Below are 16050 nucleotides of genomic sequence, written 5' to 3'. Positions count from 1 at the left end.
TGTACACACAATGATAAACGTGTGCGCCGGCGCATGCCTTATCTGTATCGGCAGCTCTCATCCCCGTAACCCCGCGATAAACCGCCCTACGGCCGCAGGAGCCTCAGCCGGATCGCTCTTCTCGATCAACGCAACCAATGCGCTGCCGATAATCGCGGCGTCCGCAAACTCACCCACTGCCTTCACGTGCTCTGCGTTCGAGATGCCGAAACCCACGGCAATCGGCAGTTTCGTAAACTTTCGCAGGCGAGACACCAGCTCTGCGGCATCACCCGCGACGTTTTGTTGCGTGCCCGTAATTCCTACCCGCGAGATCGCATAAACAAATCCCTGCGAAGCAGCCGCAATCGCCTTCAGCCGCGCATCCGGACTGGTGGGTGCGGCAAGAAATATCGGAGCCAGCTTGTGAACATGCATTGCCTCCAGATACTCCCCGCCTTCCTCGACAATCATGTCAGTCAGCAGAACGCCATCTGCGCCTGCCTCGGCGGCTTTCGCGCAGAACGTCTTCATGCCCATTCGCACCACGGGGTTCAGATAAGAGAACAACACCAGCCCACAAGCCGGACGCGCTGCACGTAACTCCTTCGCGATGCCAAGCACATCGGTCAGCGTCGTTCCCTGAGCTACCGACCGCTCGCTGGCGCGCTGAATCACCGGGCCATCGGCCAGCGGATCGCTGAACGGCACGCCTAACTCGATCACGTCCGCGCCGTTATCAATCGCTGCCAGCGCAATGTCCCGCGTTGTCGCCAGGTCAGGATCGCCCGCCGTCAGATAAGCAACGATCCCCGGTTTCTTTCTAAACTCGATCGGCATTCGCCCCTGCTCCCTTCAAATCCAGTTCACGTGCCAGAATTCCCATGTCTTTGTCGCCTCTGCCGGAGAGGTTCACCATCAGCACATCCGTCTTCGCCATCGTGGGAGCCAGGCGGATCGCCTCGGCCACAGCATGAGCGCTCTCGAGCGCCGGAAGAATTCCCTCGGTCCGCGCCAGCGTCACCGTGGCCTTCAGTGCGGCATCGTCCGAGCAGGAGACATAGCTCGCTCGCCCGGAGTCGTGCAGCATGGCGTGTTCCGGGCCAACGCTGGCATAGTCCAGACCGGCGCTTACACTGTGCGTCAGTGAGATCTGCCCGGCATCATCCTGCAAAACGTAGCTATACGTTCCCTGCAAAACGCCGGGGACACCGCCGCCGATCTTTTGGAACCGGGCAGCATGTTGCCCCAGCGCCGTGCCGCGTCCACCCGCCTCGACGCCGATCAACTGGACATTCGCGTCCGGCAGAAACTCATAGAAAGCGCCAATCGCATTCGACCCACCGCCGACGCAGGCGACAATCGCCGTGGGCAGCTTGCCCTCCTGCTCCAGCATCTGCGCCTTGGCCTCGAGGCTGATGACGCGATGGAAATCACGCACCATGGTGGGGTAAGGATGCGCTCCGAGTGCGCTGCCCAGAATGTAATAGGTCGTGCGAACATTGGTCACCCAGTCGCGCATCGCCTCTGAGATGGCGTCCTTCAGCGTCGCCGAACCAGCCGAAACCCCGCGAACTTCAGCGCCCAGCAGCCGCATCCGGTAGACATTCAGTTCCTGCCGGCGCATGTCCTCTTCGCCCATGTAGATCACACATTCCAGGCCAAACAGAGCGCAAACCGTAGCCGTGGCTACCCCATGTTGCCCTGCCCCGGTCTCGGCGATAATGCGCTGCTTCCCCATCCGGCGAGCCAGCAGACCCTGTCCCAGCGCGTTATTGATCTTGTGAGCTCCGGTATGCAGCAGGTCTTCGCGCTTGAGATAGATCTTCGCCCCGCCAAGCTGCTCGGACAGTCGCTTCGCAAAATAAAGAGGAGTAGGACGGCCGCAGTAGTGATGCAGCAGGTCGCTCAGCTCAGCTTGAAAAGCCGGGTCGTCTTTTGCCTGCGCATAGGCGACTTCCAACTCTTCGAGCGCCGCCATCAGCGTCTCCGGAACATAGCGCCCACCATAGATTCCAAACCGTCCCGCGACAGCCGCACTTGGCGAATTTACAACATCACTGGTACTCATCGTCTCTCCTGATCCCTAAACCTTAGCTCTGCACGAAAAAAGCCGCGACTCATGTGGTCGCGGCTCGTGTGGATATCGAATCAACTGAAACTCAGCAATCTCTCAGATGAAGCTACTCCGCCGATGCCGCTACCGTGTGCCAGTAGCGGAAGGTAAACCAAAATCGGCTGGAGAGAGAAGTCATCTTGCTTTCCAAGATACATGGAGTCGGTCCCGTCGGCAAGCTCACCGAAGATTTCGCCTCGATTTCGACCGAGCGATTCGATGGATTTCCATGCTCACCGCAACACTTTGCGCGCCGTAAAGCCAGAACCGGCATAGGTCAGCTAAAGTGGATGGATCAAATTCACTGCCAGGAAAAGGTTTTTACCTATGAGCAGATTTACCCGTCGCAGTTTTCTCGGAACAACCTCCGCGGTCCTCGGAGATCTGTCTCTCTCGAAACGGCTGGGGTTCGCCGAATCCTTGAAATCAGCCTCTTCCGAGCCCAGCGACCTGACGCTGTGGTATGAAAAACCCGCTGCCCAATGGGTCGACGCGTTGCCCATCGGCAACGGACGCCTCGGCGCCATGGTCTACGGCGGCGGCGAAGACGGCGACTTCAGCAAGGAGCTCCTCCAGTTCAACGAGGACACCTTATGGTCCGGCCAGCCACGCGACGGCAATAACCTCGACGCGAAAAACCATCTCGCCGCCGTACGCCGCGCGGTGCTCGAACAGAAGGATTATCACCTCGCCGACAAGATCTGCCAGAAGATGCAGGGGCTATTCGCCGAAGCCTATCAACCGCTGGGCAACCTCAGAGTCGATCTCGCTCATAGCGGCTCTGCAACAAACTATCGCCGCCAGCTCGATCTCGATACGGCCTGCGCAACCACCTCCTACGAAGTTAGCGGCGTCCGCTTTCAGCGCGAAGCGTTTGTCTCCGCGCCCGACCAGGTGCTCATTCTGCGCGTCACCGCGAGCAAGGCCCATCAGCTCAACGGCACCATCTCGCTCGATGGCCCGCTCCAGAAAGCAGTCACCGCTCTCCCCGGCAATCGTGTCTTGCTTACCGGCAAAGCGGCAGCTCACATCGCCGGAGCTGGCCATCCTCACAGCGAAAAACCTGTCACGCTTTCGGATGACCCCGGCGCAGGTATGTACTTCGCCTCGGCCTTGCAGCTTCAAGTGCAGGGCGGCACAGCCAAGGCAGATGCGGACCGTATCACCATCACGAACGCAACCTCGTTCACGATTCTGCTGACTGCGGCGACCGGTTATCGTGGCTTTCAATTCAAGCCGGACACGCCACAGGAAGAGGTCACAGCCAACGCAAAGCGTCAACTCGACGCGGCTGCCAACAAGTCATTCGCGGCTATACGGGCGCACCACGTCGAGGATCATCGCCGATTGTTTCGTCGCGTCTCGCTCGAGATCGGATCACCGCGCAAGTCGCAACCGACAGACCAGCGACTCAACAACTTCGCCGCTTCGCCTGATCCATCGCTGCTCGCGCTCTACTTCCAATATGGCCGTTATCTTCTCATCAGCAGCTCGCGGCCAGGTACGCAACCAGCCAACCTGCAAGGCATCTGGAACTCGGAGATCACGCCGCCCTGGAGTTCGAACTGGACCTCCAACATCAATATCCAGATGAACTACTGGCCCGCCGAGACCTGCAATCTCAGCGAGTGCGCCGGTCCGCTCTTCGACCTGATCGACGGCCTCAGCAAGACTGGAGCAAGGACAGCCAAAGAAACCTACGGCCTCACCGGATGGGTCTCCCACCACAACATCGATCTCTGGCGAGCGTCCAATCCTGTCGGCGAAGGCGTCGGCGCGGCCACCTGGGCAAACTGGGGCATGAGCGGCCCCTGGCTCTGCGAACATCTCTACGAACACTATCTCTTCACGCGCAACCGCGAATTCCTTCGCAACCGCGCCTATCCTCTGATGAAAGGCTCTGCGGAGTTCTGCCTCGCCTGGCTGATCGAGGACGGCAAAGGCCACCTCACCACCTGTCCTTCGGAGTCGACCGAGAACAACTTCATGGCGCCCGACGGCAAACCAGCGATGACCAGCGCCGGCTGCACCATGGACATGGCGCTCATCCGCGAACTCTTCGCCAATTGCATCGCGGCATCGAAAGAGCTCGGCATCGATGTCAGCTTCGCCGCAAAGCTCGACGCGGCCAGCAAGCGCCTTATTCCTTATCAGATCGGCAAGTACGGCCAGTTGCAGGAGTGGTCGGTCGACTTCGATGAAGCCACCCCCGGCCAGCGTCACATGTCGCAGTTGTATCCGCTCTACCCGGGCAACCAGATCACCCCTCGGAGCACGCCGGAGCTCGCCCGCGCAGCACGCGTCTCGCTCGAGCGCCGACTAGCCAACGGCGGCGCCTATACCGGATGGAGCCGGGCCTGGGCTATCGCCTTCTGGACCCGTCTCGGCGATGGCGACAAAGCATGGGAGTCGCTCTCCATGCTCATGCAGCACAGTACCAACCTCAACCTCTTCGACACCCACCCCTCCAAACCCGCCCCCATCTTCCAGATCGACGGCAACTTCGGCACGACGGCCGCCATCGCAGAACTGCTGCTGCAAAGCCACGACAGCAGCGTTGACCTGCTGCCTGCGCTGCCCTCACCGTGGCCCGAGGGCTCCGTAAAAGGTCTGCGCGCCCGAGGTGGGCTGGAGATCGATCTTGCCTGGGCTGGAGGAAAGGCGCAGGAGTGCACGATTCGCCCCGACTTTGCCGGAGAGCACCGCCTGCGCGCACCCAAGGGACAAACCATTGCGTCAATCAAGAGCGGCGCGAAGACTATACCCCTTACCCAGCAGACCGACGGGAGCCAACAGGTCCGACTTGAAGCAGGCCGCAGCTACCGCTTGAGGTTCACACCGCATTTGGCATGAATCTAATTTCAAACAAGCCAATCCGTCTCACGATGGCCTATCTTTCTACCGCTTGTCCGGTCTCCGCTCGCGTCTGTTGCATCCTAGTTCTCAGAAACGGAGAAACCATGACACTAAAAGATCCAATCAGTTCCAGCTTTAAGAAGAGGATCGGTTTCCTTACGCTTATCGGTGTTTTATCTTTGTCCGTCTCAGGTCTTTCGCAGGAGACTCAGGCCCGACGTCATGAGCGTGCCAAACGGGCCCAGACCGCCCATGATCATCGACACCACACCGGCGCGAAGATCGTCGTCGGTTCAGCGGCTGGCGGCGCCGTAGCCGGAGCGCTGCTCGGCGGAGGAAAAGGCGCACTCATTGGCGGCGCAGTTGGCGCAGGCGGAGGCGCAGTAGCTAATAAAGTTCGCGAAAAGAAAGGAATTGAAAAGCGTGAACGCCAGGAGCGTTAGTCGCAGTTCGCATCAAGATCAAATCTTCTGCACCCGATGAACGTCCCGTACTCCCGGAACCTTGCGCAGATTTTGCACCAGCTTATTCAGGTGCCGTACATCCACTGTCTCCACAACGAAGTCCACCACCATCGTGCCTTCGGGAGTAGGTTTTGTATCCACGCTGCGGATGTTGGTTCCGTCGTCGGCAATGATCGCTGTGAATTCTTTCAACAGACCGGGACGATCGTCACAAAGCACCGTCAGCTTTACAGGATATGTCTGTGCTTTGGTTGTTCCTGCCTCTATCGGCGAAGGCGCCCACTCCACCTGAATTCGCCGGTCCGATTCATACAGCAAATTCTGCACGTTCGGACAACTGCGGGCATGGACCGCCACGCCTTTGCCCCGCGTGACATAGCCGATGATCTCTTCACCACGAATCGGGTTACAACAACGAGCGCGGTAGACCAGCAGATCGTCCTGCCCTTCCACCTGCAGCGAGTCCGAACCTTTGCCGAAGAATACCTTCTTCACGGCGTCGGACATCTGTCCAATCGCATGCCCGACGGCACCCTCAGGCTGTGCCGGCTCCGCGGCCATGGTCGATCCCGGTTCCAGTTTGTTCAGCACCTGCCGCGCAGAAAACTTGCCAAAGCCCACACCCGCCAGCAGTTCGGCCTGAGTCCCCAGCCCATATTCGGCGGCCACCTTGTCGTAATCCGCCTCGTGGAACTTACCCAGCGAGAGCTTGTACTTCCTCCCCTCGCGGTCCAGCAGCTTTCTGCCGATCTCGATCGCCCGCACCCTCTGCTGCTCATTCAGCCAGTGCTTGATCTTGTTGCGTGCCCGCGAACTCTTGGTAAAGCTCAGCCAGTCGCGGCTTGGAGCGTGTCCTGTCTGCGTCGAAATCTCAACGATGTCGCCGTTGCGCAGCCGCGTCCGCAGCGGAACGATGCGCCCATTCACCTTCGCGCCCACCGTTGTATTGCCGACCTCGGTGTGGATCGCGTAAGCGAAATCCACGGGGCTGGCGTCCTTGGGCAGCACGACGACTTTACCCTTCGGCGTAAAGGTGTAGACCTCCTCCGGATACAGGTCGATCTTGAGCGTCGACATGAACTCGTTGGGGTCGGGCATCTCGCGCTGCCACTCCATCAACTGCCGCATCCACGCCAGGCGCTGCTCGTCCTTGGAGGTGACGTTGTCGGAGGCCTTGTACTTCCAGTGCGCGGCAATTCCCTCCTCGGCGACTCGATGCATATCCTCCGTACGAATCTGCACCTCGAACTGATGTCCGCCCGGAGCGATCAGCGTCGTATGCAGCGACTGATAAAGATTCGGCCGCGGCATGGCGATGAAGTCCTTGATGCGTCCCGGCACCGGGCGCCATGCACTGTGCAGCAGCCCCAACACTGCATAGCAATCCTGCACCGTTTGACAGATCACCCGGACCGCCAGCAGATCATAGACCTGGTCCACCGGGATCTTCTGCGACTCCAGCTTCTGCTGAATTGAATACAGCCGCTTGATGCGCCATTCCACGCGTCCCTGAATGTGGTGCTCACGCAGCTTTTCTTCGAGCTCCGTCCCGATCTTATGCAGAAACTCTTCGCCCGCCCCACGCAGCGCATTCACTTCAGTCGACACCTGCTCATATGCGTAAGGATCGGTATACCGGAAAGCCAGATCCTCAAGCTCTCCGCGCAGCTTTCCCATTCCCAAACGGTGGGCCAGCGGAGCATAAATATCCAGCGTCTCGCGCGCGATCTTTTGCTGCCTCTCGGGCTTCAAGTGCTCGAGCGTCCGCATATTGTGCAGCCGGTCGGCCAGTTTGATGATGACTACGCGAACGTCCGTCACCATCGCCAGCAGCATCTTGCGGATGTTCTCCGCTTGATGGTCTTCACGATTGGCGAACTTGATCTTGTCCAGCTTGGTGACGCCTTCGACGATATGCGCAACCTGGTCGCCGAAGCGCTTACCCAGTTCAATCGAGGTGACGTCCGTATCTTCGACTGCGTCATGCAACAGGCCCGCCGCTATGGCGGTCGAATCCATCTTCAACTCTGCCAGTACCTGTCCGACTTCCAGCGGATGGATAATGTACGGCTCGCCCGAAGCCCGCTTCTGCCCCTCGTGCTGTTGCAGGGAGAACGCCCAAGCCTTGCGAATAATGTCGAGGTCGTCGCCGGGACGGTTCTCATGCACGGTAGCCAGCAGCCTGAGAAACTTCTCATCCACTGTTTCAATCTCTCCGGAGGAGACGCCCCCCAGGTGCGAGGCTGAAGATTCTGGTGAGCCCGACGGCTCTGCCCGGTCATCCGCCCGCAAAGCCGCAGCCGGAGTATCCGCTACGTCCGTAACGGGAAGAGCAGCTTTTAGCTCCATTCCTGTATCGGTGTTCGGTATCTCCGAGCTATCCTTGGATTCGTTCTGCGACCGCGATTGCGGGTCAGCCTCCGAAGAGGCCGGATTTGCGCTGACCATAGGACATTATAGGATGTGCCGTCAAGCCTGGAGCCACATTAAGCCAGATGAGATGATGCTGTGGACAGCAAAAACGCATGCTGCTTCGAATTCAGACTTCGCCAAGGCCGACCATGAAACATTTTTCGAGAGTAATTTCAGGATTGGTTCTACTCACCGCGCTTGCTCTGCCGACGTTCACGACGCCAGCTACCGCTCAGAACTCCAGCCAGACCGCAACATTTCACAACCCTCTGCTCCCGACCGGCCCCGACCCGTGGGTCGTCACCCGGAACGGCTTCTATTACTACATGAACACCACAGGCCGAAACCTGACGGTCTGGAAGACCCGCGATATCACCGACCTCGCCCATGCGGAGAAGAAAGTGGTGTGGACGCCGCCCGCAACAGGCCCCTACTCCCACGACATCTGGGCACCGGAACTGCACTTTATCGACGGCAAGTGGTACATCTACTTCGCCGCCGACGCCGGGCAGAATGAATCGCACCGTATCTATGTTGTCGAAAACCCGTCGGCCGATCCCCTCGACGGCAACTGGACTTTTAAAGGCAAGGTGGCCGATGCGACGGACAAATGGGCCATCGACGCCTCCGTCTTCGAGAACAAAGGCCAAAAGTACCTTGTCTGGTCCGGCTGGGAGGGTGACACCGACGGCGAGCAGCGTATCTATCTCGCGCACCTGAAGAACCCCTGGACCGTCGACTCGAAGCGAGTCCAACTTTCCTATCCTCAATACCCCTGGGAGCGCGTCGGAGATCTGCTTCAGCGGCCCGCCATGCCGCATGTCAGCGTGAACGAAGGTCCGGAGATCCTGCAGCATGGGCAGGACATCTTCCTCGTCTACTCCGGCTCCGCCTGCTGGACGGACTACTACGAACTGGGAGTAGCGCAGGCGAAGTCCAGTGCTAATCTGCTCGATCCAGCATCCTGGTCAAAGTTCGACCATCCCTTCTTCAAACAGGATCGCGATGCCGGTGTCTTTGGCCCAGGCCACAACGGCTTCTTCAAGTCGCTCGACGGTAAGGAAGACTGGATTATCTACCACGCGAATCCGGCAACCAATGAGGGCTGTGGCGGCAAGCGCTCGCCGCGAATACAGCCCTTCACCTGGAATGCCGACGGCACACCGAACTTCGGCAAGCCGCTTTCGACCGACACGGCAATCCGCAAGCCCTCACGCTGATAGGGAGGCTCGATCGGTCTAGTGCGAAGCAGGCACACTACTGGGCGCATTGGCAGGAGCCGGAGCGGGCTTCTTCACAACTTTCTTGCGGGCCTTGTGCTTCTTCACAGGCGGCGGAGGCGGGCAGGCCACAGGTGCAGGGGGAGGCGGCACAGCACGAACTGCAGCCTGCAAGGTGCGCACCTGTTGTTCCTGCGCGAGAGCAGCAGACGTCAACCGATCGCCGAGAGTGCGCCGGCCCTCCTCAAGCGCGGCCCTAGCTCGTTCGAGTGCGGCGTTTTGCTGGCTGGAAGCGGTGAGATTGCCTGCCTCGGCGACACGAAGCAGCACATCGTAGAGCGCCTCGATGTTGCGATAGGCAGGCCATACTTGCGAGACAGAATCGGGCGCGCCATCGGCGGCGGCAAGCAGTTGCGGCAGCGTCATCTCCAGGTCGCGATGAATGGATTCGATGTTCGCTAAAGTCTGCTCGCGTATCGCGTCCGAGGTCTTCCATTTGTCCGGCCGCAGCATGCCGATCGTCTGACCCACCGTGGCGAGCGCCGGTTGCATGATCGCAGATGGAGTATTCTGCGTTTGCTCCGTCGCTGGCGGTGCGGCCGCAGGCGCTTGCGCCCCCAATGCAACGCACGGTCTGCAGAGAATGATGAGAAGAGCGGTCGGAAGAAGATGGCGCATCACGTTTATTTTCACGGAAAAGCCCTCGGTTAAGGTCCCGTTCTCCGCCAGATCACTTCGGGAAACGAGATAGGTATCTGAATTTGATGCGATTTTGGCCCATCTCAGTCCATTGCGTGAGCCGCGTTGCAATTAGAAGCTTCGACAGTCGGCCCGCGGTGACAATTACCGTACGCGTCTGCTCCGCTTTGAGTGGCTCGCTCGCTAATAGCGAAGCTGGCCGATATAGACGGCGAAGGGGGGGATCGTCATGGAGTCGAGACTCATGGGGCCCATTCCGCTGTCGGATCGGAGAATGGTACGGAGGAAGTTACCCTTCAGGTGAAGCTTCTGCATGTCGTCCTTGAGCGAGACGTGGACCGACTGTGCGGTCAAGTTGCAGACGACGATGACGGCTGGATCTCTCAGCGATGCTCCTTCAGGCTTGCGTACCCAGGCCAGAATATTTTGGGCGTCATGATCGAGCATGATGCTGGGTGCCGAGCTGAGGGTCTGGTTGCTGTGATGGAGAGCACTGAGTTGGCGGTACCAGTTCAGGAGTGAAGAGTTATCTGCTTCCTGCGCCGCTACGCTGATGGGATCGTTCGCGGGTGCGGCGAGTCTTCTGGGGTGTGCGGGTGCTGGCGATACGGGTGTGCCCCATTGCATAGGGGTCGAGGAGGCGAGGCCAATCTCCTGACCGTAGTAGAGGAGTGAAGAGGCGCGGTTGGTGAGGAGGATGGCGGCGAAGACCTTGGCGATGTCGAGGTTATGCTGGCCATCACCGAAGCGGGCCGCGCTGCGGGTAACATCGGGGCCGTCAGTGGCGAGGAGGAGCGAGCTTGAGTTGGACTGGATGGCTTCGATCGCAGGGCGAAGCGTGGCGGCGTTGAGCTGGTTCAGTTTGGTGAGGCTGGAATCGAGGAGGAGCTGGGGTTGTTGATGAGCATTAGCGGCAGGGTTGAGGTCGCCAATGACGATACGCTCGCCGATGTAGGAGCCAGTGATCTTGCGGAGCTGGTCGGCTTGCTGCGGGTCGGCGATACGGAATCCGGCGAGACCGCGGTTGAGCCAGAGACGGGCGAGGCTGTTGAGATCTGTCCCGGCAGGCGGTGTTCCTAAATCGAGCAGGATGCGCATGTTGCGGGTGCTGGCTTCGCGACTGAGAGTGTCCAGGTCGTCGAGGGTGCCGATGGCGGGATCTAGGGACTGGGGATGGGTGGCGTCAGGGGCGATGTGGGTGAGGAGGATGGCGTCGGCGCCGAGGGAGTGTATGTAGTCGAGACGCTGGGCGATGCCATGGAGCCCTTCGGGGGTGAAGCCGTGGGGATCGATCTCGTAGATGATCGAATGCTTCCACCAGGCCTCGGACTTCTGGCCGAAGCCTGCCCAGCCGGGGCGGGCGAGCATCTGGGCGGAGGAGGGTACAGAGGCGAAGACGATGACAATGCAGGCGAGGCAGAGGGCCAGAAGGGCTTTGGTTCGGGTAATCGGCATGTTAGAGAATGCTAGAGCATTTTCCCCGTGACTGCGAACCGGATGAACGGCGTCCCGATGGGGTATAGGTACTCCGAACCTCAGATTCCTCCGCTTCGCTGCGGAATCACAACAAAAAGGAAACCCAAACTCTACACCAATGGGCATTCTGCTCTACATCCACGGCAGGATATTTCGTATGGACATTGTGACTATACTTTTCGCGTAAAAGTAAAAGAGGAGGGCGACTGTGAGTATCGCTGTTGATCCGCGAGACCAGCCGTTGTATGCGATTGTGAGTGGTACTGCGCCGGCGACGATCGACGACGTGTTGATGAAGATGCAACAGATCGACGAACTACTGGCCGACGGCGATGGGTTGAAGTGGTTTAACCGGCTATACATGATGGTGACAAAAGAGGTGGATATGAGTCCTCCGGCAGGCGGATGGAAGGCTGCCGAGTGGCTGCTGCGGCTGGATGTGGTATTTGCGGGGTTCTACTTGAGGGCAATCGCCGGGTTTCTGAATGGGGCGGGCGATACAGCCAGTTCATGGAGCGCGCTGATGGAGTCCCGGTATGAGGCGAGGATCGACCGCATCCTGTTTGCGTTGGCGGGGATGAATGCGCATATCAACCACGATCTCGCGCTTGCCCTGCTGGATACGGACCGAGAGATGAATGTTGTGCCGGTATATGGAAGTCCGCAGCATGTGGACTATGAGGCGGTGAATGGGCTGCTCGATCAGGCAATGCCCGCTGCATTGAAGATGCTGGCGGTGGGACTTCTGGGACTGGCAGCGCAGGATACAGGGAAGATTGGGCGAGTCCTGGCCTTTTGGAACATTTGCCGGGCTCGGGACCTGGCCTGGGATTTTGCGGATTATTTGAGAGGGCTGAATGGGGCTGCTTTGACGGCGGCCCTCGCCGCGCAGGACCAGATGACTGGCGTGGTGGGGCGAGCTATCTTGCAGTGTGTTTGATGTGGTTTCCGGGACTGATCCTTTTCACCAATGAGATAGGTTCCTTCGCCCAGCGAAGGCGAAATACGGGGCTGTCCGCTGCTTCGGCTGAGATGACGTGTTTATAGTTTCCGGACAGGCTTTTGAGAAAGACTGATTGGCTATTTGACTATCTGCAGCGTTCGGCCCCAACGTGCGAAGTCGGCGAGCGCGTCGACGGCGCTGGTGCGATGGCGGTGAAGTACCGCTGCGTTGGAGAGTGGGGCGAAGGCTAGCTCCTGGCTGAATGAGTGTTGCTGTAGCGAGAAGTAGATGAGGATGGGTTCACCGACGATGGCCGCGCGGGGGACGAAGCCCCAGTAGCGGCTGTCTTCGCTGTCGTTGCGGTTATCGCCAAGGACGAAGTAGTCGCCGGACGGGATCGTAAGTTCGCCGTCGTCAATAAGTCTGTGCATCTTGATCCACCAGCGCGAATCGACGGCAGGGTCGGCGCTTTGCAGGCGGGGAAAGTTGTCGCGGTAGCCATCGGGGGCGCTGGGGAGGTACATCGCGTAAGGCTCGGAGAGGGCTTGGCCGTTAATGTAGACGCGGCCGTCGCGGAGCTTGATGCGATCACCGGGGAGGCCGATGACCCGCTTAACCAGATGCATGGTGGGGTTGATGGGATAGTGGAAGACAACAATCTCCCCCCGGTGAATGCGCGGCGTGGGAAAGAGCCAGTCTGAGACACCGGGAGTGGTGATCTGCTTGTTGACGAGAAGGAAGTCGCCGACCAGAAGCGAGGGCTCCATGGAGCCGGAGGGGATGCGGAAGGGCTGAATGCAGAAGGTGATGATGAAGATTGCGATCACCATGATGGCAAGCAGCGACTGAATCGAGGGCAGGATGCCCTCGTTGGCATGGTGAGGGAGATGTAAATGGTGTGAGTGGGGTGCGGGGGAGAGGGGAGCGTCCGCGCCGTGCAGCGGGTTCGAATCGATGGCTGATTCAGTCACTTCTGTACCTCGGCGCCATCCTTTTCTGCTCTCCCGATGCCGTCTGCGCTGGAGCGCTTTTCGGAGAGGAGTCGTTCAAAGGCGATGCGGGCGGCCTCTTGTTGCGCCTGTTTCTTGGTAGTGCCTTCTGACTCGGCAAGCGCGACCGAGGTACCCTCATTATCTTCGATGCGGACTTCAACGCGAAAGCGCTTTTGGTGATCGGGACCGCTCTGCGCGGTGAGGACGTACTGGGGCTGACCTGCCCCCATGGCCTGCAGGTACTCCTGCAGTGCGGATTTGTGGTCGCCAATGGCTCCGCTGAAAGTGTCACCGGCCTTGAGCGCTAGGTTGAGGTCGGGCAGCGCTGGCTCGATGATGTGCTTTTCGATGAAGGCGCGGGCGGCATCGAGACCACCGTCGAGATAAAGAGCAGCAATGACCGCTTCAATGGCGTTGGCGAGGAGGGCAGACTTCTGGCGACCGCCGCTCTGCTCTTCGCCGCGGCCCAGCCTAAGAAGGTCGCCGAGGTCGATGCGGGTGGCCACTTCGCCGAGATGGCGGCGGCTGACGAGGGAAGCGCGGAGTCGTGTAAGCTCGCCCTCACGTGAGCGGGGAAAGCGGCGGAAGAGAGATTCGGCCACGGCTAGGCCGAGAATAGCGTCGCCGAGGAACTCAAGCTGCTCGTTGTCGGAGCTGGGATCGGGCGAGGTCTCTGGATTGGTCTCGTAGGCGAGCGAACGATGGGTAAGGGCCCAGATGAGCAGATCGGGTTGCTTGAAGTGATGGTCGAACAGGTTCGACGCCACTTGAACCGAGGGTGTCCGTGCAGTCTTTTTGCGGCGCGTCGTCATGTCTTCCCTGCAAACCCCTGTCTTTACTGTACTGGAGTTAGTGGATGCCTACTAATTTCAACAGTAGCTAGAGGTTGGAAGAGTGTACGCCCAAAGTAGTGGCCAAAGGTTGAAATGATTGAGATGAAGGAACTTAGAATTACATGAGGTTAGATGCGGGACTGCAAGAGCTGACGGGGTGAGAGGTTACTCCCACCCTTCGCGGTGAGGCTGCGAAGGACGGGGCACCCAAAAACTGAAGTGCCGGTTCCTGGCGTCGGCTTTAGTTATTACTTGGTGGGTGGGGGGCGGTAAGAGTCTTTTTCCGCTTTTCCGCTTGGATCGAGTGGGGCGTCTTCGTCCGGTTCCTGATGTTGCTGGCCGGGAGCAGCAAAAGGCTGCTTGAGGCCACTTTCGGCGGCGATCTTGGTGTCGGGCTGGCTATCGCGAACGGTGAGGGCGGCGTGGTACTCGGCCAAGGCCTTTTCGCGGTCGGGCATCACGTCATAGAGACGGCCCAGATAGATGTGAGACCAGGCCAGGGTGCGCGGATCTTTTGACAGCTTCAGGGTCTCCTGAAAATCGCTGATCGCCGCGCCGGGCTGGCGCTGCATAAGATCGACGCGAGCGAGAACATAGTGGGCCTGAGCATGGTCGCCCTGAGGGTCCTTAAGGACGGACTTTGCGATGGCAGAGGCTCCGTCCACATCGCCCTTGAGGAGCTTCATCTCGGCCAGTTCCAAGCCGGTGAGCTGCCGAGACGTGCGGGTGACTACATCATGCGTCCCCTGCGCCAGAAACTCAATCTGCTTGTCGTGGTGTGCCTCACGATCGACATCCATGCCGTAGACCATCTCTCCGATGTCATCCTTAAGGCCCACGCCGTCCTTTTCCATCTGGCCGAGTTTTCCGTAGAAATAATCGACGAGAACCCATCCCTGACGCATGGCGAGATCGACCTGTTGACGGCGGACGGTCTCGGCGTGGCGATCGTAGACGCCCATGGCATCGCTGTACCTTCCGAAGGCGGCGCGGGGAGCGTTGGCCTCGGGACGTGTAGGTTTGACGATGCCCGTGTCCATGGTATGAATTTCGACGGCCTTGATAAGGCACTCGGTCAACAGGGCCGAGATGTCGGACTTGTAGGCGAAGTCGAGCGGAGCATCCTGCACCGACTTCAGGAGCGGAATGAGGCGCTTGATGGCGGTCCCGTGGGAGTAGACCAGAGGCTCGATCTCGTAATGAAGATAGGTGTGGCGGATCTCGTCCATGTGGACGGCGCCGAGAGGCTCAGCGGCGGGGGACGCGACGACAATGTAGTCGCTGCCGTAGATGCGCGCATTCGTCGCCGAAGGCGCTAGCATGGGCTCCAGCAGAACGAGGAAGCGACGGCCATCGTAGCTGCTGACGGGAACGTGGAGATAGATGTCCGTGTTGAGCACCATGCGGGTGAGCGGATCGTGGACGATCTTGAGCAGAGCTTCGTACTGAGGACGATGCTCGATCCAGATGGCATGGAGATGAACGTCGGTGACGAACTTCCGCAGCAGGGGCAATACATTGACGACCTGAGTGGAGTCGGGAGGAAGCTGCGTCTGATCGACGGTGGGAGTGAGTTCCGGCGGCGGAGAGAGGTAGAGCGAAAGCGAGATGTACTGCGCCAGGTTAAGTCCACTGTCGTTGAGTGTGTGCTCGCGAACATAGGTGCAGAGAGCGTCGCGGCTGTTCCGGGCGTCGGCTGAGGTGCTGAGTTCGGCGTTGATCTCGTCGCGGATGGCCAGGCGAACCGGACTGGAGGCCGCGAGGTCGGCATCATAGCCGCAGGCGTTGAGCCCGACGGCGATGTCGAAGAGCGGTTCGCTGGTCTCAAGGGTGACGGCGGCGCCACCAGCCTCGGGCTGGGCGATGCGGGGAGGAGCGCTGGTAGACTCCTGCGCGGCGTGGTCCGGTGTGCTGCTACTGCTGCTGGAGGAGGATTGCGCCCGCGCTGCGGTAACCATAGCAAAGCTGACGCCAACGATGGCAGCGGCTCTCAGGAACTTCAACCACGAAGCTGGTTGCCGGGACGAGGATGGGGAGAAAAAGGGTGTGATTAGAAAAGA

The 16050-nt window shown here is 59.6% G+C and carries 12 protein-coding genes; 4 read left to right on the top strand and 8 right to left on the bottom strand.

The window, feature by feature from the left end; genetic code table 11:
* Nucleotides 1-57 precede the first annotated feature (57 nt).
* Nucleotides 58-819: a tryptophan synthase subunit alpha gene (trpA, locus tag P4G45_RS01610; RefSeq protein WP_348267953.1), complete on the bottom strand. Its 762-nt coding sequence runs from the start codon at nt 817-819 to the stop codon at nt 58-60.
* Nucleotides 803-2050 (bottom strand): tryptophan synthase subunit beta, encoded by a 1248-nt coding sequence (gene trpB / locus P4G45_RS01605; protein ID WP_348267952.1) that lies wholly within the window; start codon nt 2048-2050, stop codon nt 803-805. The genes trpA and trpB overlap by 17 nt, the downstream gene beginning before the upstream one ends.
* Before the next feature lie 372 nt (nt 2051-2422).
* On the opposite strand from trpB, the gene P4G45_RS01600 reads away from it, so the two are divergent.
* A complete protein-coding gene (locus tag P4G45_RS01600) occupies nt 2423-4948 on the top strand; it encodes a glycoside hydrolase family 95 protein (protein WP_348267951.1) in 2526 nt (841 codons plus the stop codon).
* A 107-nt stretch (nt 4949-5055) separates the two neighbouring features.
* Nucleotides 5056-5394 (top strand): hypothetical protein, encoded by a 339-nt coding sequence (locus tag P4G45_RS01595; protein ID WP_348267950.1) that lies wholly within the window; start codon nt 5056-5058, stop codon nt 5392-5394.
* An 18-nt stretch (nt 5395-5412) separates the two neighbouring features.
* Here the strand turns inward: P4G45_RS01595 and P4G45_RS01590 are convergent, their stop codons facing one another.
* On the bottom strand, nt 5413-7863 hold the full coding sequence (locus P4G45_RS01590) for a bifunctional (p)ppGpp synthetase/guanosine-3',5'-bis(diphosphate) 3'-pyrophosphohydrolase (protein WP_348267949.1): 2451 nt from the start codon (nt 7861-7863) through the stop codon (nt 5413-5415).
* 113 nt (nt 7864-7976) lie between these two features.
* Here P4G45_RS01590 and P4G45_RS01585 point away from each other — a divergent pair, with 113 nt between their 5' ends.
* Nucleotides 7977-9047, top strand: a complete 1071-nt coding sequence (locus tag P4G45_RS01585; protein WP_348267948.1) for a glycoside hydrolase family 43 protein — start codon at nt 7977-7979, stop codon at nt 9045-9047.
* Between the two features lie 18 nt (nt 9048-9065).
* Here P4G45_RS01585 and P4G45_RS01580 read toward each other — a convergent pair whose 3' ends face one another.
* Complete coding sequence (locus P4G45_RS01580; protein ID WP_348267947.1) at nt 9066-9725, bottom strand: hypothetical protein; 660 nt, start codon at nt 9723-9725, stop codon at nt 9066-9068.
* Between the two features lie 204 nt (nt 9726-9929).
* On the bottom strand, nt 9930-11201 hold the full coding sequence (locus P4G45_RS01575) for an alpha-amylase family glycosyl hydrolase (RefSeq protein WP_348267946.1): 1272 nt from the start codon (nt 11199-11201) through the stop codon (nt 9930-9932).
* A gap of 229 nt (nt 11202-11430) precedes the next feature.
* Between P4G45_RS01575 and P4G45_RS01570 the strand changes: the two genes are divergently transcribed.
* Nucleotides 11431-12162: a DUF5995 family protein gene (locus P4G45_RS01570; RefSeq protein WP_348267945.1), complete on the top strand. Its 732-nt coding sequence runs from the start codon at nt 11431-11433 to the stop codon at nt 12160-12162.
* A 140-nt stretch (nt 12163-12302) separates the two neighbouring features.
* Here the strand turns inward: P4G45_RS01570 and lepB are convergent, their stop codons facing one another.
* From lepB to P4G45_RS01555, 3 genes are all read right to left on the bottom strand, one after another.
* On the bottom strand, nt 12303-13136 hold the full coding sequence (lepB, locus tag P4G45_RS01565) for a signal peptidase I (RefSeq protein WP_348267944.1): 834 nt from the start codon (nt 13134-13136) through the stop codon (nt 12303-12305).
* Nucleotides 13133-13969: a ribonuclease III gene (gene rnc / locus P4G45_RS01560; protein WP_348267943.1), complete on the bottom strand. Its 837-nt coding sequence runs from the start codon at nt 13967-13969 to the stop codon at nt 13133-13135. The genes lepB and rnc overlap by 4 nt, the downstream gene beginning before the upstream one ends.
* A 269-nt stretch (nt 13970-14238) precedes the next feature.
* Nucleotides 14239-15993, bottom strand: a complete 1755-nt coding sequence (locus P4G45_RS01555) for a hypothetical protein (RefSeq protein WP_348267942.1) — start codon at nt 15991-15993, stop codon at nt 14239-14241.
* Nucleotides 15994-16050: the final 57 nt, after the last annotated feature.

The organism is Edaphobacter paludis (assembly GCF_039993895.1).
Taxonomy (GTDB): Bacteria; Acidobacteriota; Terriglobia; order Terriglobales; family Acidobacteriaceae; genus Edaphobacter; species Edaphobacter paludis.
This window is presented reverse-complemented; position numbering and strand designations above follow the sequence as displayed.

Bases quoted from the DNA above. Each gene is read 5' to 3' on its own strand.
- trpA (WP_348267953.1), bottom strand. From the start codon at position 819: ATGCCGATCGAGTTTAGAAAGAAACCGGGGATCGTTGCTTATCTGACG.
- trpB (WP_348267952.1), bottom strand. From the start codon at position 2,050: ATGAGTACCAGTGATGTTGTAAATTCGCCAAGTGCGGCTGTCGCGGGA.
- P4G45_RS01600 (WP_348267951.1), top strand. From the start codon at position 2,423: ATGAGCAGATTTACCCGTCGCAGTTTTCTCGGAACAACCTCCGCGGTC.
- P4G45_RS01595 (WP_348267950.1), top strand. From the start codon at position 5,056: ATGACACTAAAAGATCCAATCAGTTCCAGCTTTAAGAAGAGGATCGGT.
- P4G45_RS01590 (WP_348267949.1), bottom strand. From the start codon at position 7,863: ATGGTCAGCGCAAATCCGGCCTCTTCGGAGGCTGACCCGCAATCGCGG.
- P4G45_RS01585 (WP_348267948.1), top strand. From the start codon at position 7,977: ATGAAACATTTTTCGAGAGTAATTTCAGGATTGGTTCTACTCACCGCG.
- P4G45_RS01580 (WP_348267947.1), bottom strand. From the start codon at position 9,725: ATGCGCCATCTTCTTCCGACCGCTCTTCTCATCATTCTCTGCAGACCG.
- P4G45_RS01575 (WP_348267946.1), bottom strand. From the start codon at position 11,201: ATGCCGATTACCCGAACCAAAGCCCTTCTGGCCCTCTGCCTCGCCTGC.
- rnc (WP_348267943.1), bottom strand. From the start codon at position 13,969: ATGACGACGCGCCGCAAAAAGACTGCACGGACACCCTCGGTTCAAGTG.